This window comes from Nonomuraea turcica, from assembly GCF_030718205.1.
Lineage (GTDB): Bacteria > Actinomycetota > Actinomycetes > Streptosporangiales > Streptosporangiaceae > Nonomuraea.
Window position 1 is genome coordinate 354,763 of record NZ_JAUZQF010000006.1, and the last position, 25,823, is coordinate 380,585.

At 68.9% G+C, this 25,823-nt stretch carries 23 protein-coding genes; 13 read left to right on the forward strand and 10 right to left on the reverse strand.

Features of this window, described 5'->3' with window-relative positions; all coding sequences use genetic code 11:
• The first annotated feature begins 122 nt into the window (after positions 1 to 122).
• Positions 123 to 959, forward strand: a complete 837-nt coding sequence (locus Q9G87_RS18445; protein ID WP_305917601.1) for a hypothetical protein — start codon at positions 123 to 125, stop codon at positions 957 to 959.
• Here the strand turns inward: Q9G87_RS18445 and Q9G87_RS18450 are convergent.
• The gene (locus Q9G87_RS18450; protein ID WP_305917602.1) at positions 898 to 5,160 is read right to left on the reverse strand and encodes a rhamnogalacturonan lyase family protein; all 4,263 of its coding nucleotides are present in this window, start codon (positions 5,158 to 5,160) and stop codon (positions 898 to 900) included. The genes Q9G87_RS18445 and Q9G87_RS18450 overlap by 62 nt on opposite strands.
• A 180-nt stretch (positions 5,161 to 5,340) precedes the next feature.
• Positions 5,341 to 5,748, reverse strand: coding sequence for a MerR family transcriptional regulator (locus Q9G87_RS18455; RefSeq protein ID WP_305917603.1), 408 nt, complete (start codon positions 5,746 to 5,748; stop codon positions 5,341 to 5,343).
• 50 nt (positions 5,749 to 5,798) lie between these two features.
• Between Q9G87_RS18455 and Q9G87_RS18460 the strand changes: the two genes are divergently transcribed.
• The 4 genes from Q9G87_RS18460 to Q9G87_RS18475 all read left to right on the forward strand — a co-directional run bounded on the left by Q9G87_RS18460 (position 5,799) and on the right by Q9G87_RS18475 (position 8,401).
• On the forward strand, positions 5,799 to 6,728 hold the full coding sequence (locus tag Q9G87_RS18460; protein WP_305917604.1) for an NAD(P)-dependent oxidoreductase: 930 nt from the start codon (positions 5,799 to 5,801) through the stop codon (positions 6,726 to 6,728).
• Positions 6,725 to 7,156 carry a PPOX class F420-dependent oxidoreductase gene (locus Q9G87_RS18465; RefSeq protein WP_305917605.1) on the forward strand — a complete coding sequence of 144 codons (432 nt, stop codon included), beginning with the start codon at positions 6,725 to 6,727 and terminating at the stop codon, positions 7,154 to 7,156. Before Q9G87_RS18460 ends, Q9G87_RS18465 begins: the two co-directional genes overlap by 4 nt.
• Positions 7,157 to 7,326: 170 nt before the next feature.
• Entirely contained in the window at positions 7,327 to 7,710 is a 384-nt protein-coding gene (locus Q9G87_RS18470; RefSeq protein WP_305917606.1) for a hypothetical protein, read from the forward strand.
• A 58-nt stretch (positions 7,711 to 7,768) separates the two neighbouring features.
• A complete protein-coding gene (locus Q9G87_RS18475) occupies positions 7,769 to 8,401 on the forward strand; it encodes a GNAT family N-acetyltransferase (RefSeq protein WP_305917607.1) in 633 nt (210 codons plus the stop codon).
• 36 nt (positions 8,402 to 8,437) lie between these two features.
• Here the strand turns inward: Q9G87_RS18475 and Q9G87_RS18480 are convergent, their stop codons facing one another.
• From Q9G87_RS18480 to Q9G87_RS18495, 4 genes are all read right to left on the reverse strand, one after another.
• Positions 8,438 to 8,911, reverse strand: a complete 474-nt coding sequence (locus tag Q9G87_RS18480; RefSeq protein ID WP_305917608.1) for a GNAT family N-acetyltransferase — start codon at positions 8,909 to 8,911, stop codon at positions 8,438 to 8,440.
• 156 nt (positions 8,912 to 9,067) lie between these two features.
• The gene (locus tag Q9G87_RS18485; RefSeq protein ID WP_305917609.1) at positions 9,068 to 10,459 is read right to left on the reverse strand and encodes an MFS transporter; all 1,392 of its coding nucleotides are present in this window, start codon (positions 10,457 to 10,459) and stop codon (positions 9,068 to 9,070) included.
• Positions 10,460 to 10,463: 4 nt separating this feature from the next.
• Positions 10,464 to 11,834 (reverse strand): DNA-3-methyladenine glycosylase 2 family protein, encoded by a 1,371-nt coding sequence (locus Q9G87_RS18490; protein WP_305917610.1) that lies wholly within the window; start codon positions 11,832 to 11,834, stop codon positions 10,464 to 10,466.
• A 58-nt stretch (positions 11,835 to 11,892) separates the two neighbouring features.
• Positions 11,893 to 12,510 carry an FMN-binding negative transcriptional regulator gene (locus tag Q9G87_RS18495; protein WP_305917611.1) on the reverse strand — a complete coding sequence of 206 codons (618 nt, stop codon included), beginning with the start codon at positions 12,508 to 12,510 and terminating at the stop codon, positions 11,893 to 11,895.
• Between the two features lie 34 nt (positions 12,511 to 12,544).
• On the opposite strand from Q9G87_RS18495, the gene Q9G87_RS18500 reads away from it, so the two are divergent.
• Positions 12,545 to 13,873 (forward strand): aminotransferase class I/II-fold pyridoxal phosphate-dependent enzyme, encoded by a 1,329-nt coding sequence (locus tag Q9G87_RS18500; protein WP_305917612.1) that lies wholly within the window; start codon positions 12,545 to 12,547, stop codon positions 13,871 to 13,873.
• A 3-nt stretch (positions 13,874 to 13,876) separates the two neighbouring features.
• On the opposite strand, the gene Q9G87_RS18505 is transcribed toward Q9G87_RS18500, so the two are convergent.
• On the reverse strand, positions 13,877 to 15,223 hold the full coding sequence (locus Q9G87_RS18505) for an MFS transporter (protein WP_305917613.1): 1,347 nt from the start codon (positions 15,221 to 15,223) through the stop codon (positions 13,877 to 13,879).
• A 178-nt stretch (positions 15,224 to 15,401) separates the two neighbouring features.
• Between Q9G87_RS18505 and Q9G87_RS18510 the strand changes: the two genes are divergently transcribed.
• The 5 genes from Q9G87_RS18510 (at position 15,402) to Q9G87_RS18530 (ending at position 19,951) form a co-directional block, all read left to right on the forward strand.
• Positions 15,402 to 16,124, forward strand: a complete 723-nt coding sequence (locus tag Q9G87_RS18510) for an ABC transporter ATP-binding protein (protein WP_305917614.1) — start codon at positions 15,402 to 15,404, stop codon at positions 16,122 to 16,124.
• A complete protein-coding gene (locus tag Q9G87_RS18515) occupies positions 16,121 to 16,846 on the forward strand; it encodes an ABC transporter permease (RefSeq protein WP_305917615.1) in 726 nt (241 codons plus the stop codon). Before Q9G87_RS18510 ends, Q9G87_RS18515 begins: the two co-directional genes overlap by 4 nt.
• Before the next feature lie 14 nt (positions 16,847 to 16,860).
• Positions 16,861 to 18,084 (forward strand): sensor histidine kinase, encoded by a 1,224-nt coding sequence (locus Q9G87_RS18520; RefSeq protein WP_305917616.1) that lies wholly within the window; start codon positions 16,861 to 16,863, stop codon positions 18,082 to 18,084.
• Positions 18,085 to 18,086: 2 nt separating this feature from the next.
• Entirely contained in the window at positions 18,087 to 18,728 is a 642-nt protein-coding gene (locus tag Q9G87_RS18525) for a response regulator (RefSeq protein ID WP_305917617.1), read from the forward strand.
• Positions 18,729 to 19,072: 344 nt separating this feature from the next.
• On the forward strand, positions 19,073 to 19,951 hold the full coding sequence (locus tag Q9G87_RS18530) for a hypothetical protein (protein WP_305917618.1): 879 nt from the start codon (positions 19,073 to 19,075) through the stop codon (positions 19,949 to 19,951).
• Between the two features lie 391 nt (positions 19,952 to 20,342).
• Here Q9G87_RS18530 and Q9G87_RS18535 read toward each other — a convergent pair whose 3' ends face one another.
• Positions 20,343 to 20,750 carry a hypothetical protein gene (locus Q9G87_RS18535; protein WP_305917619.1) on the reverse strand — a complete coding sequence of 136 codons (408 nt, stop codon included), beginning with the start codon at positions 20,748 to 20,750 and terminating at the stop codon, positions 20,343 to 20,345.
• 443 nt (positions 20,751 to 21,193) lie between these two features.
• Here Q9G87_RS18535 and Q9G87_RS18540 point away from each other — a divergent pair, with 443 nt between their 5' ends.
• A complete protein-coding gene (locus tag Q9G87_RS18540) occupies positions 21,194 to 22,093 on the forward strand; it encodes a M23 family metallopeptidase (RefSeq protein ID WP_305917620.1) in 900 nt (299 codons plus the stop codon).
• A gap of 100 nt (positions 22,094 to 22,193) precedes the next feature.
• Here Q9G87_RS18540 and Q9G87_RS18545 read toward each other — a convergent pair whose 3' ends face one another.
• Together Q9G87_RS18545 and Q9G87_RS18550 are read right to left on the reverse strand one after the other, a co-directional pair.
• Complete coding sequence (locus Q9G87_RS18545) at positions 22,194 to 23,360, reverse strand: hypothetical protein (RefSeq protein ID WP_305917621.1); 1,167 nt, start codon at positions 23,358 to 23,360, stop codon at positions 22,194 to 22,196.
• A 599-nt stretch (positions 23,361 to 23,959) separates the two neighbouring features.
• Entirely contained in the window at positions 23,960 to 24,604 is a 645-nt protein-coding gene (locus tag Q9G87_RS18550) for an HNH endonuclease family protein (RefSeq protein ID WP_305917622.1), read from the reverse strand.
• A gap of 148 nt (positions 24,605 to 24,752) precedes the next feature.
• Between Q9G87_RS18550 and Q9G87_RS18555 the strand changes: the two genes are divergently transcribed.
• On the forward strand, positions 24,753 to 25,811 hold the full coding sequence (locus Q9G87_RS18555; protein ID WP_305917623.1) for a methyltransferase: 1,059 nt from the start codon (positions 24,753 to 24,755) through the stop codon (positions 25,809 to 25,811).
• Positions 25,812 to 25,823 lie beyond the last annotated feature (12 nt).

Consider the following 25,823-nt stretch of genomic DNA (forward strand, 5'->3'; position numbering starts at 1 on the left):
ATCGGCGATCACGAGCATCTCAACACTATTGACCTCAAACGACCACATATTGAAGCGCCGATGAACCCTGACCGTCAGGCCCAGGAGATGCGAGATGCGCTGAAACCTTACGATGGCCGGTCATGGGAACGGATTGGGTGCCGGCGGCGGTACGCGACCGCACCGACTCCGTCGAGCTCCAGCAGGTGGCCCACACCCATGCCACACTCAGCCATGCACTCCGTACGCAGGACAGGAATGACGACGCTTTGCGGGTGTGGAGGGAAGTGGACGAGCGGCTGCGCGGCTTGTTGATCCTCGACACCGACGCGGATGGCGGGTGGCCGAGTCACCGCGTGGCAGTCATCGGTGACAATCCCCTGTTCCCGCCCGAGTGGCGCCGGGCCGCCTGGTCGACGCTGCTGCCGGACCGGCTGGCGGCCTGGTCGGCCCGATGGCGGCACTGGTACGACGCGGTCATGGCCGGCCAGTTCCGTCACTACCTGCACCGGCTGCGCACCTGGGAGGCGAGCCGGGAGCTTGCGCACTTCCAGACCGAGCTGATTGCGGCAGCGCGCGCCACCGAGGGCCGTACGAACGCCTGGACCCGCAAACCCGCATTCCTGGAGGCCCGGCAGCTCGTGTTCGCCCTGCCGGCCTCGCCCGTCCTCGCTGCTCCCGGCCCGCCCCCGGACACTCCCGGCGACGACCGGGCGATCCCCGCCCAAGCCGCCGACGCGGAGGCCGTGACAGAGCACTCCGCTCTGCTGGAGCAGGCCGCCCGCGCGTTCAGCCGTACGGTGCCGGGCCCCTTCAAGGGCAACCCCCACTGGTCGCCGGCCGGAGAAGAGCCCGTGCCCGATACCTGTGGTGCCGGTCCGTGGTCCGGCACCACAGCCGATGTTCTCCCCGTACGGGCTAGCGCGCCCGCGTGTAGGAGATGCGCGGGGCCTCAGGGGCGGTCATGCCGTTCCCGATGAAGAAGCCCGCCTGCGGCGGCTGGTTGTAGCCGACGTTCTGCCACGCCACCGAGAGCCGGTAGACCGGGTCGTGCATCAGCGTGGGAATTCTGAGGTCGGTCACGTCGACGGTCGTGTAGAGGCGCAGCTTGGTGCTGTCCTCGGACCGCCAGATGATCTCCTCCCGCCAGTCGCCGACCAGGTCGGCCTGAAGCGTCGGCGTCCCCTTGGTGGAGTTGTTCGAGTAGGTGCCCTCCGCACGGAGGATCTCCTTGCTCGTCGTGCCGTCCCACTTGGAGATCGTGCCCACGCCGACGCCCTTGGCCTGGTCGTAGGTGTGGTCGACGATCTCGCGCAGCGGGTCGCCGTCCCACCAGGCGAGGAAGTTCGCCGCCGGGATCGACTGCCCGAGCAGCTCGCCAGAGGCGGAGCGGAGCTCACCCTGGCTGGAGTTCCATTCGCCCGTCGCGGTGACCGCCCATGCCTCGGCGCCCGGGTGCTTGGGGTCGATGTCGGCGGAAGCGGCGCGGCCGGTGTCCTTCGTGGCGGGCATCGACCACAGCACCTCGCCGGTGTCGGCGTCCCTGAAGGTGGCGCCGCGGTTGCCGCTGGAGCCCATGTCCTCGTGGGCCGCGAACACCTCGTAGCCGGGCCGGCTCGGGTCCAGGTCGGTGACGTGCAGCGCGTCGCCGTGACCCAGGCGGGTGCTGTACAGGCCCTCACCGTCGTCGTCGACGGCCATCGAGCCGAACACGATCTCGTCCTTCTGGTCGCCGTCGAGGTCCAGGACGGACAGGTTGTGGTTGCCCTGGCCCGCGTACGCACTGTTGCCGGAGGTGTTCGAGTCGAAGACCCACCGCTGCTTCAGGTCCTTGCCGTCGAAGTCATAGGCGGCCAGGACGGTACGCGTGTAGTAACCGCGGCTGAAGACCACCGACGGGTGCTCGCCGTCGAGGTAGGCGACGGCCGCGAGGAACCGGTCCACGCGGTTGCCGTACGCGTCGCCCCACGCCGCCACGTCGCCGCGCGGCGGGGTGTAGTCGACGGTGTCGATCGCCTTGCCGGTGTTCCCTTCGAAGACCGTCAGGTACTCGGGACCCGACAGCACGTACCCGCTGGAGTTGCGGTAGTCCCTGCTGGGGTTGCCGAGGACGGTGCCCGCGGCGTCGACGGTGCCGTCGGCGGTCTTCATGACCACCTCCGACCTGCCGTCGCCGTCGAGGTCGTAGACCATCAGCTGGGTGTAGTGGGCTCCCGCGCGGATGTTCCTGCCGAGCGAGATCCGCCACTTCCGCTTGCCGGCCATCGTGTACGCGTCCACGTAGACGAGCCCGGTGTAGCCGGCCTGGGAGTTGTCCTTGGCGTTGCTCGGGTTCCAGATGAGGACCAGGTCGAGCTCGCCGTCGCCGTCCAGGTCGCCGACCGAGGCGTCGCCCGCGCTGTAGGTGTGGGGCTGGCCGTCCTTGGTGTAGTCGTCGGCCGGCTTGTCCAGCGGGATCTCCGTGTACGGCTGACTCCACACCCCGAACTCGGCCGTCGGGTCGCCGCCCACGGGGACCACCCGATAGACGGATTGTGCTGTCCCGTCAGGGTCGAGGTGGTTGGTGGCGCCCGTGACCTCCTTGATCTTCTTTCCGTCGCGCCAGATCTCGAACGCCTGGCCGAGGTCGTCCAGCCCGAGCAGCCGCCACCCGAGGTAGACGCCCGAGCCGGTGGAGACGGCGACCGGCGCCCGGTTCAGGCGCTCCATCTGCCGCTTCAGCTTGGCGGCCGCCCGCGAGGCGGTCGACGGCGAGGGCTCGGAGGCGCCGCCCCTGTTGACCGCCACGATCCGGTAGTGGAAGGGGACCGTCGTGAGCACCTCGTGATCGGTGAACGACGGCTCCTGCGTGCTCCCGATCAGCTTGTACGGACCCTTCGCCTGCTCGGCCCGCTGCACCCGGTACAGCAGTGCGCCCTCGACCCCGCTCCAGCGCAGCTCCACGCTGTTCTCCGCGACCTGGCCGAGACGGGGCGCCTGTGGCACGGCCGGCGGCGTCACCGAGGAGTCCACGGTGGCGACCTTGACCGCGGCCGAGGGCACCGACTCGTCTCCGGCGGGGTCGAGTGCGGTCACCGTGTAGTCGTAGCGGGAGCCGATCTGGGCGGTCTTGTCGGTGTAGGAGGTGTCCGTCACCTTGCCGAGCAGGGTGGGCTTCACGTCGCCCTCCTCGGCTCGGAAGATCCGGTAGCCCGCTGCTCCGTCCGTCGCAGTCCAGCTCAGCGGGACGCTGGCGGTGATCCCGTCGAAGGCGACCGTTCCGGCGGCCAGGCCCTCGGGGGCGGTCAGGATCGGGGTGATCTCCAGGCCGTTGAGGTGGGCGGTGGTGCCCGAGACGACGACGTTCAGCTGCCCGTCGGTGACCTTGATCCCGGAGATGGCGGTCGTGGCGACGCTCCTGCTGCCGGAAACGGCGACGGCGGTGCCGCCCTCGGCGGAGATGTTCGTCCGCGCGGTGCCCAGCAGGTCGCCCACGTACGCCTTGAGGCCGTACAGGCCGTTCGGCACGTCCACCTTGAACTCGTAGGAGCCGCCGAAGTAGGCCACGAAGTCCCTGCCGAGGTCGTCCAGCGCGCTGCCGCGGTCCCGGTCGATCATGTTCGCGGAATTGGTGATCCCGAAGCCCTTCTCAGGCGTGTAGATCGTCGCCCGCGTGACTTGGGTGTACCCGGCGGCGACCGGTCCGGTGGCGGGCCCGAAGTCGTACTTGTACAGGGCGCGCTTGGTGGTGATCGTCACGGGGTCGGACGGCTCGGAGTCGCCGCGCCCGTTCACCGCCACCACGCGGAACTCGTACGTCTTGCCCTCCGCCAGGCCCGAGACCGAGGCCTGCGGGATCGCCGAGGTGGTGGCCAGGGCGCCGTCGCGGAGCACCTTGTAGACATCCGCGGACTCGGTGGCGTCCCACTTCAGCACGGCGCCCGCGTTCGAGATGCCGCCCGCGACCAGGCCGGTGGGCTTGGCGGGGACGGCGGCGGGCGGCTCGATCTCCCGCACCTGTCCCGACAGCGGCAGGCCCAGCGCCTTCACGCCGCCCGCGACCAGGCGCGCCATCTGGATGGCGCCGTACTCCTGGAAGTGGGTGTTGTCCGTGGCACCGCTCGGCCAGGCGCCGTAGACGCCCGCGGGGACGTGCAGGAACACCGACTTGGCCGCCTCGGGGCCGATGCCGTCCAGGTATTCCCTGCTCAGGGTGGACAGGTCGACCAGCGCGACGTTCTCCTCCTGGGCCAGCTCTTTCATCTTCGCCACGTACTCGGGGAAGGAGACGTTGAACTTTCCGGTCGTGGCGTTGTAGTCCAGGCGGGAGACGGGCGTGACGAGGATCGGGGTCGCGCCGCGCTGCTTGGCGCCGTTGACGTAGACCTTCAGGTATTCCTTGTAGTCCGCGGGGGAGGCGTACCGGTCGGGGACGCTGACCGTCGCGTCGTTGTGCCCGAACTGGACGAAGAAGTAGTCGCCGGGCCTGATGGCCCGCAGGACCGTGTCGAGGCGGCCCTGGGTGATGAAGTTCTTGGAGCTGCGGCCGCCGATGGCGTGGTTGTCGAAGGCGACGCCGGTGCTGAAGAACTGCTCGATCATCTGACCCCACCCGGCCTCGGGCGCCCAGTACGGGTCATAGGTCTGGACGGTCGAGTCGCCCGCGATGTAGGCGGTCGGGATCGTTCCGGGGGTGCGGTCGGCCTGTCGCGTGATCACCAGTGAGTTGATCTTGGGGGCGGTCCCGGAGAAGGCGAAGTCCAGCTTCCCGTCCACCAGGGCGATGCCGAAGGACATCTCCAGGTACTGGCCGGCCGCCTTGGCGGTCTGCTGCACCTTGGTCATCGACTCGACCGTGATGGCGAGGTCGGTCGCCTCGGTGGCGTCACCGGCGATGAGTGCGACGGTGTAGTCGCCGTTGGGCAGGTCGACGCTGAAGGTGGCGCCGCCGGTGGCGACGAAGTCGGATCGCAGCGCGTCGCCGGTGGCTCTGTCGGCCGAGGTCACACCTGAGGTGTCGGCGAAGCCGTATCCCTGGGTGGAGCTGTAGGCGGTGGTCTCGGTGACGCGGGTGTAGCCGTTCTGAAGAGCGCTGTCGGAAGTGCCGAAGTCGAAGGCACGGTCAGCGTCGCCGGCGTGGGCCTGGGTCGGCGTTAGCGTTAACAAGCCCAGGACGAGGGCAATGGCCGCGGTCTTGCGCATGGGGCGTCCATTCGGGGTGGTGCGTGGGGGATGTGGGGGGTTCCGGCGCTATTGAATCGTTTTAATCGAAGGTCCGAAACTAGTGTGATCGGAAACTCACACGGATGTCAACGGGGAGGTGATCACACCCCTGGGGTCCGCGTAGTCACGCGGCTTGCGATGTCTCCGCCCGGGGCGGGATCACGCCGGTGCCGACTCCAGCGTGGTGGGGTCGCATGCCTGATAGTGCTGCGACACGCGCTGCTCGGTGGCGTCGATGTAGTCGTGGAGTGCCTGGCGGGAGCGGATGAGCGTGTCGATGTGCTCGTCCAGGCCGTGCAGGCGTGCACGCAGGGTGTCCAGGAGCTCGGGGCAGGGCTCCAGCTCGGGGGCCGCGCCGGTGGCGCAGGGCAGTATGAACCCGATTTCCTGGGTCGACAGTCCGGCTTCGAGGAGCTTCCTGATCTGAGCCACGGTCAGGACGGCATCGTCGCTGTATTCGCGGTAGCCGTTGCCGCCGCGCCCGGGCTCGAGCAGGCCCTGAGCCTCGTAGTAACGCAGCTGATGCGCATGGACTCCGGTCAACCGGCTGAGCTCCCCGATCAGCATGCTCACTCCTCCTTGACCTTCATACCGGTATGAACGTTGAAGATTCTGCCATGACCACCAACCCACCAGAGGGGCACATGATGCAGAGTCGCGATGCCGGCAGCACTCCCGTGACGGTCATCGGCCTGGGGCTGATGGGCCAGGCGCTGGCCGGAGCGTTCCTGCGCGAAGGGCACCCCACGACCGTGTGGAACCGCACGGCAGCCAAGGCCGAACACCTTGTCGCCCAGGGCGCGAGACTCGCCGGGTCGGTCGGCGAGGCCGTCTCGGCCAGCCCGCTCGTGGTCGTCTGCGTCTCGGACTACGACGCCGTGCACGAACTCCTCGATCCGCTGGGCGAGGTCCTCGACGGCCGGGTCCTGGTGAACCTGACCTCGGGCACGTCGCAGGTGGCTCGTGAGCGCGCCGAGTGGACGGCACGGCGGGGCGGCGCCTACCTCGACGGCGCGATCATGGCGGTCCCTCAGGGCATCGGCACGGCGGACGCCGTCATCGTCTACAGCGGCTCGCAGCCGGCGTTCGACCAGTACGAGCCGGTCCTGAAGAGCCTGGGTGCGGGAATGACGTACCTCGGCGGCGACCCCGGCCTGGCGTCGCTGCACGAGGTGGCCGTGCTGAGCCTGATGTGGAACATTCTGAACGGCTTCCTGCAGGGTGCCGCCTTGCTCGGCGCGGCGGGTGTGGACGCCACGACGTTCGCCCCCATCGCGAAGGCGGGGATCGGGACCGTGGCCGACTGGCTGCCCGGCTACGCGCAGCAGATCGACGACGGCACGTACCCGGCCCTTGATTCCACCATCGACACTCACCTGGCCGCCATGGAGCACGTCATCCACGAGAGCGAGGTCCTCGGCGTCAATGCCGAGCTTCCGAGGTTCGTCAAGGCCCTGACCGACCGGGCGGTAGCCGATGGGCATGGCGGGAACGGCTACGCGGCGATGATCGAGCTGTTCCGCAAGCCTTCAGGGGTGCGCTCGTGATCGCCACACCGTTCAACCCACACACGCTGCTCGTGGAAAGCCGGCTCGGTGTCCTCGCCACGATCAAGTCGGACGGCCGCCCGCAGCTTTCCCCCGTCATGCCCTTCTACGACCAGGACGCCGGTGTCATCTACGTGTCGATGAACGAGGAAGCAGCCAAGACGGCGAATCTGCGCCGGGACCCGCGAGCCGCGCTGGAGGTCACCAGCCCCGACGGGTGGGCCTGGGCCACCGCCGAGGGTACGGCGACACTCACCGGGCCGGGGACCGATCCTTACGGTCCCGAGGTCGAGGCACTGGTGGACTACTACCGCATCGCCGCGGGGGAGCACCCGGATTGGGACGAGTACCGGTCGGTGATGGTGTCCGACCGCAGGGTGCTGATGGTGATGAGGGTCGAGCACGTGTACGGCGCCAAGATCCGCTGACCGCGCTCCAAAGAGGTGAAGCCGGCGGGCCCTTCGTCTGACGGCTCGTCCCGGATGTGTGGGACTGATCACCTTCGATGTGTGGACTCCTGCACAGAGACTCGCGCGGGATCTCCGTAATGTCCCTGCTGCCGGACCGACCGGCACACATCGAACGGGGAGAACCCACCATGCGTAAGACCCTCGCCGCCGTCACGCTCGCCGGCTCCATGGCCGTCACCGCGCTCGCGCTGGCCCCGGCCGCCCAGGCCGCCACCACCACCGTTAGCTGGGGCAAGTTCTTCTCCAGCGACCACAAGGCCTACACCTTCGGCAAGACGTTCCAGCACGGCGGCGCCGTGCACACCACCTGGTACGGCGTCGACAAGGTCGGCGGAAAGAAGGGCTGGGTGTGGTTCGAGTACTACAAGAACGGCTCCTGGCACCGCTTCAACCACTCCTGGGACGGCAAGGCCACCGGCAGCTGGAAGGGCCACGGGATCAAGAAGATCTACACCTTCACCTGCTGGGCCGGCAAGTTCGACAACTGCGGCCGGAAGTACCGCATCTACTAGACCCGGCCATGATGATCGCCCGGCGTGCAGCGCCGGCTGCCTGTCATACCGTCGGTGGGTGATCAGTTTGCACGACATTCTCGCCGATGCGGCCAGCGGGCGCATGCCCCAGCCGGGGGCGGGCCCCACCATCGTTCCGCAGCCCTCCCGGCGTGACGCGGGAGTGCTCGCTTTCACCGCTCACCACGTCATCTTCGCCGACCTCGACCAGGCGTGGATCAGATCCCGGCTGCCCGCCGGGGACCTTTCGGCCCCGCTCAATCCACCGTTCCTCAGGGAACTGGAAGCGCGCATGGAGCGCAGGGTCAACAACATCGACATGCTGGCCCTGGCCGGTCCCTGCACCGGCCGGCCGCTGATCGATCTGGTCGAGGTCATGGACGATGCTCATCCGCGTGTCCAGCGTGCCCGCCGGTACCGCGACGACGTGCGGGTCTGGACCTGCCCGGGAGGGGTTCTGATCATCGGGCGTGGCGTCGCCGGTCGGTGGGAGGTCGCGATCGAAGTAGACCCGGCCGGCCAGGGACGCGGTCTGGGCCGAGCCCTTGCCCGCGCGGCGAGGCACCTCACCGTGCATCCGCTCTGGGCTCAGATCGCCCCGGGCAACGCGGCGAGCGTCCGGGCGTTTCTCGCGGCCGGGTACGTCCCGATCGGCGCAGAAGCACTTCTGGTCGCGGATTCCCCACGATGATCTACCGCCGGGCGAGTAGCGCGGCGTCTATTGGCTTCAAACGGTCCTTTCCCATCGGACCTCGCCGTCGTGCCATCGCTCAGTAGGACGCAGGCCTGCTGAGGTGGCGACGGCAGCGGAGGCCGCGTGGTCGGGGTGGATGTGCGCGATGATCGTGCGGATCCCCTGCTTCATGAGCCACTCGACCAGGGCCTTGGCGGACGCGGTGGCCAGGCCGCGGCCCTGCCATGGCGTCCCGATCACCCAGGCGATTTCGGCGGTGCCTTCGTCGATCGTGGCCTGCACATATCCGACGAGCGACTCTTCCTCGCGCGACCAGACCACCCAGTTGCACCAGCCGGGAGGTCCGGCGGCCAACCGCTCGTAGCGGGCACGCAGCTCCGGCGCCGTGAGTGGGGCGCCGCCGGTGAACGTGTGGAGCTTGGGGTCGGACAGAACGACGGCCATCTCGTCGGCGTACTCGGGACGCAGCGGGAGAAGGATGAGGATCGGGGTCTCGATGGTGTCCATGGAGGGCTCCGGATACTTGCTCGTATGACGCAGTGAAGAGCCCCGTTCTCTGCGCGGCGCCGGCGCATCGGGTACGCGGGGCTCTCGACATTATCCGCACCGCGGTGGCACGACCGCCGCCCCGGTCGTCCACAGGTTGTGCATAGTCGGCCTCGTTCAGCTGGAAGCCGGGTCAGCCTCCCCGAGAGGGCTCTCCCGCGGTGCCTCCGTCGCGTTGTGAGTCCCGGTGGGGCCGGGGTTGTGCTGCGTGGACGCCTTCGTGATGCCCGGTGCGGGAACGGCGGCCGGGTGCCCGGCCGGCGCTGCGGACGGGGTGGCGGGTGACGGCGTTATCCACAGAGGCCGGGGGTTATCCACAGGTGTGGATTCCGTGGGGTTCTCACGCAGGAGCAGCAGGGCGAAGGCCGGTACGGCCGCCAGAGCCGTCATCAGGATCACGGCCGCCGGCAGGTTGCCGGCCACCAGCAGCGGGGTGACCAGGGCGGCGCCGATGGGTGGCGTGGCCTGCATCATCGTGCGGAAGACGCTGAAGACCCGGCCGCGTTGCGCTGGGGGGACACGCTCCATGCGCAGCGACTGGGCCCACACCGTCATGGGGGCGCTGAACGTACCCATGATCAGGAAGGCTGCGGTCACCATCATCCAGTCGGGGCTGCCCAGGAGAGCGAGGATGCCGGCGGCCGCGACCAGCTCGACGAGGGCGATCGCGGTCAGCCTGCCGATTCTGGGCCGCCACGCGCCTGCCGCGAAGCCGCCCAGCAGTTCCCCGGCCGACAGGGCCGCCATCAGGAGGGACAGGGTGGCGCCGTCGCCCGGCAGGTGCTCCTTGGCCAGCCAGGGAGCCACCACCATGGTCATCGCGCCTTCGGCGATGTTGAACGCCATGAAGGCGAAGGTCGTGGCGATGAGGACCTTGTCGCGGAACACGGGGGCCTTCGGGGAAGGCGTGGTCTTCCGAGGGCGCAGGGGAGTACGGATCCGGGTCAGCGCGATGGTGAAGCAGACGTAGGTGGCGGCGTCCAGGGCCAGCATGTTGGCCGGGCCGACCGTGGCGAGGAGGGGTGCGGCCAGGGTGAAGCCGATGATGCCCGACAAGGAGTAGCTCACGGACTCCAAGGCGTTGGCGGCGTCGCGCTGCCCCTCGGCCACGAGGTCGGGGATGGTCGCGGGGACGGCGGCCATGGGGACCATCTTGAGGAGGCCGTACACCGCCGCGACCAGGAACGGCAGCCATTCCGGCACGCCGCCGACGGCCGCGGCGATCGGGATCGACGCCACCGCGGCGCCGCGCAGGACGTTGTCGACGATCAGAACCGTCCGCTTGTCGAAGCGGTCGAGCACGAAGCCCGCCGCCAGGCCGCCGATCAGCACGGGAGCGGTGTAGCAGACGGCCAGCACGCCGAGCTTCGCGGTGCCGTCCCGCTGGGCGAGCACGAGCCAGGACAGGGCGATGTAGGTCATGCTGTCGCCCATCACGGAGACGGACGCGCCCAACCACAGGCGGCGGAAATCCGGCCTGCTCCTGAGGAGCGGCAGATAGGTCGACACGTCTTCAGCTCCGCTCGCGGAGGTGCTGCATCGCGTACGAACGCCACGGGCGCCACCGTTGTACGTGCTGCTCCGCCTCCGGTCCGAGGCGACGCAGGCCGCACTGAACGGCAGGGTCTCCAGGCAGGAACACGTCCGGGTCGCCGAGGGCCCGCAGGCGGATCCGCCCCACCGCGTCCGCCGTCACGCCGGGCAGGGCGAGGAGCTCGCGTTCGACCTGGTCGCGGCCGGCCTCGAGGTGTACGGCTCCGGCGGTCAACGCCCGGGCGAGGGCGGCGACCGGGGGAGGCGCGTCGCCGGCGTTCGCCAGGGCCTCCATGGAGGGGAAGACCGAGCGGACGGCCGCATCGGAGCGCAGGGGAGTGCCGTGGTGCTGGACGAGGTCGGTGAGCAGGGCCCGGCCCGCGCTGGTCTCCTCGTTCACGATCGCACGAACCGCCATCTCGGCCGCGTCGACGTGGCCTGGCACCCGCCTGCCGGGTGCGGCCGCGATCAAGGGAGCCAGGAGCGGGTCGGCGCCGAGGTGGTCGTTGATGTCTCGGGGGTCGGCGTCCAGGTCCAGGAGGCGGCGGCAGCGCCGTACCGCGGCAGGCAGGTCGCGCAGGGCGTCGAGGCGCAGCTCGCAGGACACGGATGCCTCGCCCGGTCGCAGCGTGACGATGCCGAGGCCGTGCGGGAGGGTGAGCGCTCGGCGGTAGAAGTCGTCGCCGGCCTCCTCCAGACCGGGGATCGCGCGGTCGGCCAGGTACCGGAACAGGCCGGCCAGGTCCAGGGGCGGGCGGTAGGCGAGGCGCAGGTGGATCGTCCCGCGCGCCCGCGGGGTGGAGGGGCGCAGCGCGGTGGGGGTGGTGCCGTAGACCTTGCGGATCGTGTCGTTGAACTGGCGGATCGTGGAGAAGCCCGCCGCGAAGGCGATCTCGCCGGCCGGCAGGTTCGTGGATTCCAGGAGCGTCCTGGCGTTGGCCGCGCGTTGGGCCCTGGCGAGCGCCTGCGGGCCCGCCCCCAGGTCGGCGACGAGTTGACGGCGGAGCTGGCGCTCGCTGTAGCCGAGCCGGGCCGCGAGTCCGGTGACGCCTTCCCGGTCCACGAGCCCGTCGGCGATCAGCTGCATGGCGCGGCCGGTGACGTCGGCGCGGACGTTCCATTCGGGGGAGCCGGGAACGGTGTCGGGGCGGCAGCGTCTGCATGCCCGGAAGCCGGCCTCCTGGGCGGCTGCGGCGGAGGGGTAGAAACGCACGTTTTCCGGCTTGGGCAGGGCCGCCGGGCAACTGGGGCGGCAGTAGATGCCGGTGGTCACGACGGCGACGAAGAATCGGCCGTCGAAGCGGCCGTCCCGGCTCCTGAGCACGGCGTACGCGGCTTCGTCTGCGAGCATGCGCCCTACTTTCCCCGCTCGCCGGCCGCCGCCTCTAGTGACGATCGGACATCAAGCCTTAATCCATCCGCCTGAGCTGCTGCTCCCGCGCCCCCGCATCCCCGGGCAGGTTCCGCCCGGCCAGCTCTCCCGCGATCCGCTCGCGGAACTCGACCGGCCGATGATCGTCGTACTTGAACTTGGCCCGCACCCCCACGACCTCCAGCCGCAGCCCACGGATCGCCGACAACATCTTGCGGTACGGCCCCTCCTCGGCGGCCACCACCCCATGCCCGCCGTCCGGCTGGTGATGGGCCAGCTGGCGGCGCAGGATCTCCGCCTTCCCCTCCTTGTCGTCCACGATCTTCGCCGTGCAGGTGAGCTGAACGGAGGAGTAATAGCTGGTCGGCACGCCGTTGTCGGGGGAGTCCGAGCGCCACATCGACGGGATGTAGGCGTAGTCGTCGTGCACGCTCACCAGCACCCTCGGGTTCGCCTCCAGCGCGACCCAGATCGGGTTGGGCCTGGCCAGATGGAGCACCACCTCGCCGTCGCCGTCGAACAGGAAGTGCGTCGGCACCACCACCGGCGGGCCGCCGTCGGTGCCGTTCGCCGCCAGTTGCCCGAAGTCGCGCGTGCGCAGCCAGCTTCGCCACTCGTTCCCGTCGCGGGCCGCGTCCCATGGTTGAATGAGCACCGGAACCCCTTTGTATTGGTACATAATAGACTTTGTGCTAGAAATATATCGTGTCACCGGTGGGACGGCCAACGAGATAGCGGCCGGCGTCGAGGCCGCCGTGTCGGATGGGCGGCTGGCGCCGGGCGCGCCGCTTCCCCCGGTCCGCGAGTTGGCCACGCTGGCCCAGGTCAGTCCCAACACGGCGGCGGCCGCCTATCGGCTGCTGCGTGAGCGCGGGATCGTGGAGACCGCCGGGCGACGGGGCACCAGGATCAGGCCGAGGCCCGCCAGCACGGCACGCGAGGACATCCGCATCGAGGTGCCGCCGGGCGTCCGGGACCTGTCCAAGGGCAACCCTGATCCCATCCTGCTGCCGCCCCTGCACGAGGCGCTCGCCGCCGCCGCCCGCGCGCACCAGGAACGGCCCGCCATGTACGGCACGGGCGACGACGAGGAACTCCTCGCCCTGGCCGGGGCCCGCCTGCGTGGAGACGGCGTGCCTGCCGCGCCGCTGGCGATCAGCTCGGGCACCCTTGACGCGGTCGAACGGGTGCTGAACACCTGCCTGCGTCCCGGCGACGCGGTCGCGGTGGAGGACCCCGGCTGGTCGGCCCTGCTGGACCTGGTGGCCGCGCTCGGCCTGCGTCCCGTGCCGATGCGGCTCGACGACGACGGCCCGCTGCCCGAGGAACTCGGCAAGGCGCTGCGGGCCGGGGCCCGGGCCGCGGTGATCACGGCCCGCGCGCAGAACCCGACCGGCGCCGCCGTCACTGCGGAACGTGCCGCCGCCCTGCGGGCCGAGCTGGCCGCGCGCCCAGGGGTGCTGCTCGTCGAGGACGACCACGGCGACGGCTTCGTGGACGTTCCCCTGCATCCGCTGGCCGGAGCCACGGCCCGCTGGATACTCGTCCGCTCCACGGCCAAGGCGTTCGGCCCCGACCTGCGGCTCGCGCTGATCACCGGCGACCCGGTCACGCTGGACCGGCTGCGGGGGCGGCAGCGACTGGCCGCGGGCTGGGTCAGCCACCTGCTGCAGCGGGCCGTGGCCCACCTGTGGCGCACGAGGGCGGTGGACACCGCCGCGGTGGCGGCCTCGTACGCCGAGCGGCGCGACGGGCTGGTCGCGGCGCTGGCCGCGCGTGGCGTCGCCGCACACGGCCGTACCGGGCTCAACGTATGGGTGCCCGTCCCGGACGAGGCCGCCGCGATCACCGGCCTGCTGGCCCGCGGCTGGGCCGCCGCGCCGGGCGCGCGCAACCGGGTCGCCACGCCGCCCGCGCTCCGCCTCACCGTCTCGCCGCTGCGGCCGGAGGACATCGCGCCGCTGGCCGACGACGTCGCCGCCGCCGTGCACCCGCCGTCACGCGGCCGGTACGGCTGAGCATCACTGGTGCTGATTCACGTGAATCACGGGCTTCGACGGCGTCAGACAGTGGGCCAGCACACCGAGGGCTCCCATCACCAGCACCGCCAGCCCCGCCAGAGTCGCGGCCACCCATCCGCCGTCCAGCGTGCCGAAGAACGCCGCGCCGGTCACCGTGCCGCCGAGCACGCCCCCGGCCTCCTGCACGGTCCCGAGCACCCCGGCCGCGGCGCCGGCGCGCTCTCGCCGTACCCGGGACAGGACGGAGGAGATCAGCGGCGACATCAACAGCCCCATCCCGCCCCCGATCACGAATAACGTCCCCGCCACCTGGTACGGCCCCGCCCCGCCTCCCACGACGTATCCCAGCAGCCCCAGCCCCACGACCACCATCAGCGCGGCCACCGCCGGCGGCACCCGTCCGGCCCGGAGCGAGGTGAGGAAGAAACCGGCGTTCAACGCGGTGCACACGGCACCGGCCGCCAGCGGACTCAGCCCGAGACCTTCCTGCAGGTAGAGGGCCAGCACGAACGACAACCCGGCCGACGTGCCGAACAGCAGCGCCACCGCCACCAGCCCGCCCGCGAATCCCTTCTCCGCGAACACCGCCAGGTCGAGCAGCGGCGCCCGTCCGGAGGCCGCCAGCCGCCGTTGCCGTCGTACGAACCCGGCCAGAAGCGGCGCCGCGGCCGCCAGGCACCACCACGTCCACCCCTGCTCCCGCCCCTCGACCAGCGGCAGCACCACGGCCACGAGCCCCGCCGCGACCAGCGCCGCCCCGGCCAGGTCGAGATCGCGCCGATCGCCGGAGCCCGGGGTGCGGGGGAGCACCCGGGTGGTCAATGCCAGGGCCGCCACCCCGATCGGCACGTTGACCAGGAAACAGGCCCGCCAGCCCAGCCCCAGGGGATCGGCCGCCACCAGCAGCCCGCCGATCGCCTGACCGCTCACGCCGGCCACGCCGACGGCGGTGCCGTACCAGCCGAACGCCCTGGCCCGGGCCGCGCCCTCGAACAGCACGCCGAGCAGCGTGAGCGCCTGCGGCGCGAGCAGCGCTGCCGCGACACCCTGCGCGACCCTGGCCAGCACCAGCGACCCGGCGTCGGGAGAGAGCCCGCAGGCCGCCGACGCCACCGTGAACAGCGCCAGCCCGGCGGCGAACACGCGGCGCCGGCCGTACAGGTCACCGAGCCGCCCGGAGACGATCAGGCTGGCGGCGTAGGCGAGCCCGTACCCGGCGATCACGAACTGCACGGCGGTGTCGCCCGCGCCCAGACCGGTCCGGATCGACGGTACGGCCAGGTTGGCGATGAAGAAGTCGAGGGTGGTCATGTACACGGCGACCAGCACGACAGGCAGCGCGATCATGGGACTCCAGGGGAAACGTCGGGCCATAGGAGAACACCGGCGGGCGCCGAACGGTTGACCCTCACTCTGGAGCCGGCGGGTTTCGATCCCGTGCTGATCCGCTTCGGACGCGGCGTGCGCCCACCCATCCACCGATCGGTGGATATCGCCGACCGCGCTCACGCGCGAATCTCAGATCATGACAGCGATCATCGAGATCAATGAACTACGCAAGAGCTACAAATCGAGCGCGGCAATCGACGGCGTCACCCTGCGGGTGGAGCAAGGCGAGATCTTCGGCCTCGCCGGCCCCAACGGCGCGGGGAAGACCACGCTCGTCGAGTGCGTGTCGGGGCTGCGGCGGGCGGACGGTGGCACGCTACGCGTGCTCGGCCTGGACCCGCACACCGATCGGCGCGTGCTCCTCCAGCGCATCGGCGCCCAGCTGCAGGAGGCGGCCCTGCCCGATGCCATCAAGGTTGGCGAGGCGTTGCGGATGTACGCCTCCTTCTACGACAGGCCGGCCGATTGGCGGGCGGTCATGGACGAATGGGGCCTGGCGGACAGGAAGAGCGTCCGGTTCGCGAACCTGTCCGGCGGCTGGAAACAGCGGCTGTTCATCGCTCTCGCCCTGGTCGGCAATCCGGAGCTGGTCCTGCTCGACGAACTCACCACCGGCCTCGATCCGGCCGCCCGCCGTACCACGTGGGGTCTGATCCGCGCCATGCGCGAGCGGGGGGTCACGGTCGTGCTGGTCACCCACTTCATGGACGAGGCCGAGGCCCTGTGCGACCGTCTCGCCGTCATCGACCGGGGGCACGTCATCGCCGAGGGCACGCCTCGGGACCTGATCGCGAAGGCGGGGTCCGACTCGCTGGAGAACGCATACTTCACCCTGACCGAAAGGACCGAAGCGGCATGAAAGGCATCACGCAGGTCGTCACCGTCGAGCTGAAGCTCATCGTCCGGGATCCGATGTCGGCGTTCTTCGCGCTCGTCTTCCCCGCGATCATGCTCTGGGTCAAGTTGCGCGGTGGCAACAAGCCGCTACCCGGCGGCACGCCGCTGATCGACGCCACGGTACCGATGCTGATCATCTTCGTCATCGGCCTGGCCGCGCTGGTCGTCCTGCCCGCCACGCTGGCCCAATATCGGGAGCGCCGGGTGCTGAAACGGCTCCGCGTCACACCTGCTTCGCCGACGATGTTGTTCGGGGCGCAGTGGGCCGCGCACATGCTGCTGGCCATGCTGGGGTCGTGGCTGCTGATCGCCATCGGCGCGGTCGCGTACGGGCTGAGCGCACCCGCTCAACTCCTGGGCGTCCTGGTGGCGTGGCTGCTGAGCGCGCTGAGCCTGGGCGCCATCGGTCTCCTCCTCGGCGCCCTTGCCCCCTCCGGGCGGGGCGCGACCGTGATCGGATTGAGCCTCTTCTTCCCGATGGTCTTCCTCGCGGGCGTCGTGATCCCCCGCGAGAGCATGTCCGGCTCCATGCGCGCCATCGGCGATCTCATGCCCATGGCGCCCGCGGTCGAGGCGATCCGCGATGGCTGGGCCGGTGGCGCGGCGTCGCCGATTACGCTGGGCGTCATGGTCGCGATCTCGGTCGTCGCGGGTGGCGCCGCCCTGAGGGCGTTCCGGTGGTAGGGGCCGGCGCAGGCGTGGAGGTCACGCGCTGGGATCGTGTGCAGCCGGCGCTGCCGTACCTGTTCATCCTCCTGCCCGCGGTCTTCGCCCTGCTGCGGGAGTGGCGATGGGAAGTGCTGGCACTCGCGGCGTTCGCGGTCGCTTGGCACTGGTTGATGGTGACCAGGTGGGCAGCGCGCCCGTTGCCGCTGATCGCCTACTTCGGGGTGCTGCTGGCCGTGGTGGCCGTCCTGGTCAGGATCGACTCGGTGTTCACGGTGACCGCCGTGGGGGTGTTCGTCCAGTGCTTCGCTCTGCTGCCCGGATGGTGGGCGTACGGAGGCGTGGCCGTCACGGTCGGCGTGCTGGTCGCCGCCCGTCTCCAGCCCGGCCGACCCCCGGCCGAACTGCTCTCCTCCTTCGTCGTCGGAGTGCTGATCGCCTCCGCGACCGGCCTGATCATCCGAACGATCGTCGACCAGAACGACCAGCACAAGGCGGCGATCGCGGAGCTGAAGGACAAGAGTGCCAAGCTCGCGGCGCTCGCCGAGGACAACGCGAACCTCCACGCGCAGCTCTTGAGCCGCGCCCGCGAGTCCGGCGTGCTGGAGGAACGGCAGCGCATGGCCAGAGAGATCCACGACACCATCGCCCAAGGGCTGACCGCCATCCTCACCCAGGTCGAGGCCGCCGAGGCGGCGGTCGGGGAGGACATGCCCGCGGCTCGCGCACGCCTGGATACGGTGCGGACCGTGGCCAGGGAGAGCCTGACCGAAGCGCGCCGCTCCGTTCAGGCGCTGCGGCCCGGGCCGCTGCAGCATGATGCCGAGCTGGCGACCGTCATCCGGGAATTCACGGAGAAGTGGTCGCTGAGCACGGGCGTGGCCGCGTCCGTGCAGGTCACCGGCGATCCCCGGCCGCTGCATGGGGAAGTGGAGACGTCCCTGCTCCGGGTGGCGCAGGAGGCCCTGAACAACGTCGCCAAGCACGCCGCCGCCGATCGGGTCGGGGTCACCTTGTCGTACATGGAGGATGTGGTGGCGCTGGACGTACGCGACGACGGTCGTGGGTTCAGCCCGGATGGGACGGATGGGGGAGGCTTCGGCCTCATGGCGATGCGCCAGAGAGTGACCCGTTTAGCAGGAAATTTCGTGATCGAGGCGGCTCCTGGCATGGGTACGGGAATCTGCACAACTGTCCCGGCCATCCCCGCGGAGCCGAAGTCCGATCCCCACCCCGACTCCCATGTGGGAACGTGACCATGCCGCCGATACGTTTGATCATCGTGGACGACCACCCGATCGTCCGCGACGGCCTACGCGGCATCTTCGCCGCCGACGAGGCCTTCGAGATCGTCGGCGAGGCCGCCGACGGCCCTGAGGCCCTTGCGGTGGCCCTACGCACCAAGCCCGACGTCGTGCTCTTGGACCTCCGCATGCCGAAGATGACCGGCGTGGAGGTCATCCGCCGCCTCCGTGAGCAGACCCCCGGCATCCATGTCCTGGTGCTGACGACCTTCGACGACGACGCCGACGTCCTGCCCGCTATCGAGCAGGGCGCCACCGGTTACCTCCTCAAGGACACACCCCGCGCAGAACTCCGTCGTGCCGTGCAGGCGGCTGCCCGCGGCGAAACCGTGCTGTCCCCGGCCGTGGCCGGCGTCCTGCGGCACAAGGCCCAGGAGCCGGAACCGCGGACGCTCAGCCCGCGTGAACTCGAGGTGCTCAGGCTCATCGCCCGCGGGGCGACCAACCGGGAGATCGCCGGCCGGTTGTTCATCACTGAGGCGACGGTGAAGACGCATTTGCTGCATGTCTTCGCGAAGCTCGAGGTGAAGGACCGGGCGGCCGCGGTGGCGGCGGCGTACGAGACCGGTCTGCTCAAGCCGGCGGCCGGCGACTGAGCCGACTCCACAAGTCATCCTGACAGGCCTCCACGTCTCGCCGTGCGCGAAACGACCCTAATCACCTGTGGTAAACCTCCGGGTGACCAGGGGATTCGAGCAGGATGAACGGGGAGTGACGGCGGAGCGACATCCCTCCGCCGAGCCGCTACGAACGACTAACGCGCTCAGTGACCTGGCAAAACATGAACACCCCTCTGATGGTGTCCGTCTTGCCCCGATACCTGAGGTTTTCTGACACAGGAATGTTTCGATCATGGTGACGGTTGGTCAACTTGCCCTCATTCTCTGTTATGGTCCCTTCTTGTCCAAAAATTGGGACAACCTATACCTATAGGAGGATCATGAGGCGCACACAGAGGATGGTCGCCCTTACCACGGCGCTGGCGGCGGTCACCGCTCCCCTGCTGGCCATCGCCTCTCCGGCGGCCGCCCAGCCCGCCAAGACCACTGCCTCCCAGTCGGTGCAGAACCTGCCGCTGGACTGGCTCACCCTCGACGCGCTCACCGGCACCCAGCTGACGCAGCGTGTCAAGCAGCTGCTGGGCAAGGGCTATGTTCCCGAGGCGTTGAGCGTGTCGAATGCGGCGAACCCGCAGTACACGTCCGTGTGGATCAAGGACACCACCCGCAAGGTGAACGTCCTGCAGGGCCTGTCGGGCACCAACCTGCAGAAGACCATCAGCGACCAGGTGAAGGCCGGCTTCCAGCCCGCCATGATCACCGGTACCGGCGTGGGCGCGGAAGCGGTCTTCGCCGCGGTCTTCGAGAAGACCACGGCGCAGGTCAAGTCCCAGCTGAGCATGACCGCGGAGGCCTTCGCCAAGGTCAACGCCGAGTTCACCGCCGCCGGCTACGCCATCACTTCGCTGGACGTGTACGGCACGGTCGAGAGGCCGCTGTACGCGGCCGTCTGGGTCGCCGGCGCCGCCTCGGGCAGCGTCCAGGTGACCCTGGGCCAGACCGTGCAGCAGCGCGGGCAGGAGCTCCTGGCGAAGGCGAAGCAGGGCCTGCGTCCCGTCGTCATGGCCGTCGAGCCCGGCAAGCTCTACACCACCGTGTGGAGCAAGGGCAGCGCGACCGGGCTGAAGGAACACCTGAACCTGTCCCGTCTGACCTACACGCTCCAGGCCACGAAGATGAAGGCGCTGGGGTACCAGCCGATCATCCTGGACACCGAGAGTGGCGTCTTCGCGTCGATCTGGGCCAAGGCCAGCAGTTAAGACCCGTCGGTCCGCCCGGTGATCGATATCAGCGGCGTCAGGCCGGCGATCGTGGGCTGAGTCCGGCACAGGAAGAGTGTGCCGGACTCAGCACCACGATAGTGCAGGTCAGCGACGACTGCGGCCGCCAGAGCCCCGGCGGGCCACGTTGGTGGGCATGGACCGCGATTTTGTACGCGGAATCCTGGCCGTCAGGCCGCTACTTCGTGTGGCACATCGTCGTAGATTCGAGGCGTGCGTACTCCCGGATCGGGATCGTCGCACCTCCGCGCGGGCCCCGACGCTCACCGGCCCTCGTCCTTAGCCCCCTGCTCTCTGGTTTGCTCGTCCCCCGGTGGGGGCGAGACCACCGCACTCCCGCGCAGGGATCTCGCCCCTCGGCGAAGCTAGCTCAGCAGCTCTTGACCCGGGTCACGGAGTACGGCTTGTAGACGGCGGCGTAGAACTTCTTCTTGCCCTTGGTCTTGGCGTTGACCGTCATGCAGCGGTACTTGGAGGCCTTGTCGCCGACCGAGCCCTTCCGGACGAACATGATCTTGACGCTGACCCTGTGGCTGCAGTGGTTGTTGAAGTAGATGGTCGCAGTCGTATTGCCTTCGCCCCAGGAGTAGTTGGCCCACTTGCCCCTGGGATTGGTGCACCTGACACTGTCGCGCTCGACCGCGGCTCCGGCTGATGCCGTTGCGGCGCCGGCCTTTGCGGCGCCTACCTGTGCGGAGGCGGCCGTGGTCGGGGTCAGCAGCAGGCCCGCCGCAGCGGCGGAGCTGAGGAGAACGGGTGCGAGCTTCTTGCGGTTCATGCTTCAACCTCATGCAGGTGAATAGATCTTGACTAGATCACCATACAGACCATCCCAAATCCTAGTAAAGGTCTGTCCATATCGCCCCCTTGAGCGGCTGGACACCCAGTGTCGTCCGGGATGCGGGGATGTGGAGGGCGTCTATGAAGGGTGTCGGGCGATCTTCGGCTACTCCACTGCCACTGACCTGCGGGGAGGGATCGTAAATACAAGACATGGCTGGAGGAGCCGCAAAATTTCATCCTGCAGAGATTGATGAAAAGAACTTTCAGGGTTATGTTCATGATCGACCCGCCCTTCCCTATGGGCGGTGAGATGTCGAAATGTTCCCTGGCGGCTGACCTTTCTCCATCCCGTCTGTTCGTCGCCACGGGCTCATCGACATCAAAGGAACTGGGCGCCTAACCGTATCCCCCCATACGCACCTGTCCAGAGAGGTGAGCATGCCCACGACCGGCAGGCCGACCTGGCCGAAGACCCTCAGATCCGCGATCATCGCCCTGTTAGTCATCCTCGCGGCAGCGCTGATTCCCCAGGCCGCCTCAGCACAGGCCATCAGCGTCCTGGCTGTGTCTCACAAGAGCCCCTTCAACTGCGGGAAGACCTTCTACGCCAACAACTGGACCCCTAACCACAACCCGTCTGGCTCCATCGACTGGCAGGACTATGGGGGCGATGACATCAACGGTGAAACGGTGCGCGCCACCGCTTCGGGCACCGCGTACTTCTACGACGCGGGAAGCACGAGCTACGGCAAGTGGATAGAGGTCCGTCACAGTGACGGCAGCAGAACCCGCTATGCCCACCTCGCGACCATGGTGAGGTCGGCCGGTGGCTCGATGAGCGTCAGTCAGGGCACCACGATCGGGACTGTCGGCTCGACGGGCGGCTCCAACGCTCCGCACCTGCACTACGAACAGCGGACCTCCACCGGTGCGATGGACACCAGCCCGACCGTAGACGGCGTGACCGTGTCCTTGGGCGAGAAGAAGGCCATCAAGAGCACCAACGCCTGCAGCGGCAACCCCTACACCCCGGAAGAGGTCTGCGGCAGCGGCTATGCGGTCGTCGACTCCGCCGGCCTCACTGGCGGCAGCACCTACCTGCTCTACAACTCGGGCAACGGCTACAACTGCGTCGTGACACTGAAGACGACGAACCTCGGCTCTCCCTCATCGATGTCGGCCTTCCTAGAGCCGCAAGGGGAAAGCAGGACGACCGACTCAGGCAGCTACAGCTACTACGCGGGGCCGGTGAAGCGCAGCGCGCCCGGACAATGCGTCAAGTGGGGCGGCTCCATCGGCAGCAGCGCCTACACCAGCCCCTTCGAACACTGCAGTTAAGAATCTCAGCCGCACAAGAGGTCAAACGCCACTTCCCGATCATCATGGGAAGTGGCCTTTGACCTCCGACATCGGAGCTCAGCCCGCGAGGCGCGGTCGGTCATTTCAGGTCGGCGAGGAAGGCCTTGGCCAGCTTCGCCACGGCCTGTTGCGCGACGGATGACTCGAAGACCGGCTTCTGGTAGTCCCCGGCGCCGACGACGCCGCCCCCGGTCGTCGTACCTCTGAAGGTGAACTCGACCGTCCGATCGCCGACCAGTGTCTTGATCAGAACCTCCTGCATGGGATCCTCGTCCGGCCGGCCCGGCCTGGTGGTGGAGGAGACCACGGCGAACGCCTTCTCGCCGAGCCCGGAGAGCTCCTGGCGTGGCTCGTAGACAGTGTGGGTGTTGTCATCGCCGATGCCGCCCTTGGCGTGGTAGCGGTCGTACTTCTTGGCATCTCGCTCGAATTGGAACGTCGATCCCAGGCCGCCGCCGCCCCAGTCGACCACGTGGATGCGAAGCTCGCCGCCCCGAGCGGTGAACTCCTGCCCGGGCTCATGCTCGACCGCCTCGCTTAGGCGCCAGGTGCAGGTGGTCTGCTGGATCCGGCCGTCATTACCGCCGACGGATGGTCCTTGAACGGTGGGGAAGAATGCCGATCCTATTTCTTTGGCGGTGAGGATCGCGCACGGCCCGGCAGGCTTCACCTTGCTGGCGTCCTTGGCCATTTCCGCGGTGACGCGCTCGGCGACCTTGCCGGCCCCGGCCCGCACTTCGTCGCCGGAGGGGTACTTGTCGCCTGTCCGGTTGCTGCCGCCGTACTCGACCTTGATCAGCCAGGGCCCCTGCCGGATGAACACGGTGGTCTTGAGGCCGCTGTGTCCGATCCAGGTCTGGCTGTACGACGCGTCGCCGTACTTCAGTTCCTTGAGCTCGCCGAATGCCGAGCCGGAGGTCTTTCCGTCGGTTCGCTTGCCGTCCCGGACGTTGACCCGCCGCTCGTGCCCTTCTTTGTCTCGCTCGAACCGATCCTTGGCGTACTCGACCGCGCTCTGACTTTCCGTGCTCCGCGCTTCCACTGAGATGCTCAGCGTGCGATGGCCGATGACGCCGTTGCCGACGTCCATCTTGTTGTTGTGCCACTCGCAGGCCGCCCGCTTCTCGTTTTCGGTGGCGGCCCCTGTGGACGAATCCTTCCCGCCGTATCGGCCATCGGTGACCAGGCTCTTACGGAGGCGGTCCGGAATGGCGGTGCAGAGCTGGTCACCGGTGATCGGCCGCAATTTCACCCTCTCGGCCGCCGGTGACCGGACTGGATTACCCCGGTCGTAGGTGAAGCTCGAGGATGGTCCGGGTTCGCCGCCGCCACTGCGGCTAAGAAGCATCCAACCTCCGGCCACTCCGGCGATCAGGAGGACGCAGAGCACGGCGACGATGGCGATCAACAGCCCCTTCCCACCGCCGCCGCTGCGCGGGGGAGGCGGCCACTGCCCTACGGGACCGCGCGGTGCTCCAGCATGGCGCGGTGCTCCGAGCACACCGGGGCCCTGCGGCGGCCGGCCGGGCGGGAATGGTGTGGACATCGGCGACCTCTCGGAACGGACCAGCGATGGTGCGGCGGAACCCGGGGTGCACGCGGGCCCGTTCTCCCAGCTAGACCGTGTCTCATGTCCTCCGCTTCGCGTCCCGGGACGAAAGGGCAGCTGCTGTCCCCCGCTCGATCGGCAGCTACCCGGGCGGCAAGGCATGCTTCGCCTCCTGCGCCTGCACCGCGGCTGGTTGCGAGCCTACGGACGGTGGGAATGTGGGCGTGTCAGGTGAATACCTGACAATGAGGTCACGGTTCGACTGCGCTTCGCCGCAGTCCTGATCAGCGCGCGAATTACCCGCGACAGGTGCGGAGCATGTTGAGCAAGGCCACCTTCTCCTTCCGCGTCACGAAGAGCCGGTAGTGATGCTTCACGGTGATCCATGAGGTCGCGTAGCGGCACCAATAACCGCGGCGCGGCGGACGCCAACTCTGCGGCCCTTGGCCGCCCTTGGCGATGTTGGCGGAATGGCTGACCACTATGAGCTCCGGGCGGGTGAGGTCGTTGGCGAACGCGCGCCGCCGCGCCTGGCTCCATTTGCCGGCGCCAGAGCGCCAGGCGTACGCCAGCGGCACGACATGGTCGACGTCGACCTGCTTCTCGCTCCTCAGCCGCTTGCCGTCGTACGGGCTGTGCCAGATGCCCTTAACAGGGTGGCAGTTCGCGTTCTTGCGCACGCGTCGCCCGTCGCGGGCCAGGACCATCTCTCGTGCGTCGCACCTGCCTCTGTGATGTGCCCATCGAGGCTGGAAGCGCCGGTGGCTGTAACCACGGATTGATAAGGGCTTAGCTACCTTCAGCTGGTCCAGCATGCGGCGGGCCAGCGCCGCGGCCTGGGGCTGCTTGCTCGTGTCGGCTGCCGCCCGCGGGACAGCGATGATCGGGACGACCAGAGGAGTGAGTACGGCGACTTGGACCGCCCACCTCAAGAAGATCATGCTTCTACCCATACCCGGCAACTCCCCGTCGATGGCAGCGATACTCCGGGAACGACAAGGTAAGGGCGACCGTCACAGACCAAGCGGTTGGTCGCATGGTAGCTTCCGGCAAAGCAGCCTTGAGATTCCGCGCGAGGAGTGTCGTGACATGACTACCGCTGAGGACGATCACGACGAGCAGCACGGCCGGCCATCGGAATGGGAAGCGGCGTGGGACGTACTGGGACCTGTAACGGACCTGGTCACGCCGATGGCGGTGCGGGTCGCAGCCTCGCTGGGCCTGGCCGATCTGATGGCCGACGACGCGGTGCCCGTCGAGGAGCTGGCACGCCGGTCTGACACCAACGCCGACGCACTGGGCCGGCTGCTGCGTCACCTGGTCTGCCGGGGTGTCTTCACCGAACGGGAGCCGGGCAGGTTCGCCGTCAACGAACCCGCCGCGCTGCTGGCGTCCGACCATCCTTCCGGGATGAGGGTGCGGCTCGACCTGGGTGGCTTCGGCGGGCAGATGGACCTGGCATTCACCGGGTTGCTGCACACGGTCCGCACCGGGCAACCGGCGTGGGAGACGGTCTTCGGCGCCCCGTTCTGGCGCTATCTCGCCGCGCACCCCGAGATGAGCGGGTCGTTCGACGCGATGATGGCTTCCGGAGCGGACTACGTCGCCGACGCGGCCAAGGGCTACGACTGGTCCGGTGTGCGGCATGTGGTCGACGTCGGCGGTGGCACCGGCGCCCTGCTCGCCGAAGTGCTGCGCGCCCACCCGAATATCCGGGCCACGCTCGTCGATCTGCCGGACACAGTGGATCGAGGTCGGCACTACCTGGCCGAGCGCGGGTTGGCCACGCGGTGCGAGTTCGTTGGCCAGAGTTTCTTCGATCCGCTGCCCGCCGGGGGTGATGTGTACGTGCTCAGGCGTGTGGTGCACGACTGGGGCGACGACGACGCCCAGGTGATCCTGCGCCGGTGCGCCGATGCGGCCGGGCGGCACGGACGGGTCGTCGTGATCGAGTCACACGGCAGCTCCGGTGCCGACCCGGCCATGTTCGCCGAGATGAACCTGCGCATGCTCGTGCTCAGCGGCGGCCGCGAGCGCACCGTCGAGGACTACATCGCCATCGCTGCCGAAGCCGGGCTCGACGTTGCCGACGTTCACCGCACCGCGCTCGGACACGTCATTCTGGACTGTACTCCGCTGAGCCCTTGACACAGATCGCGG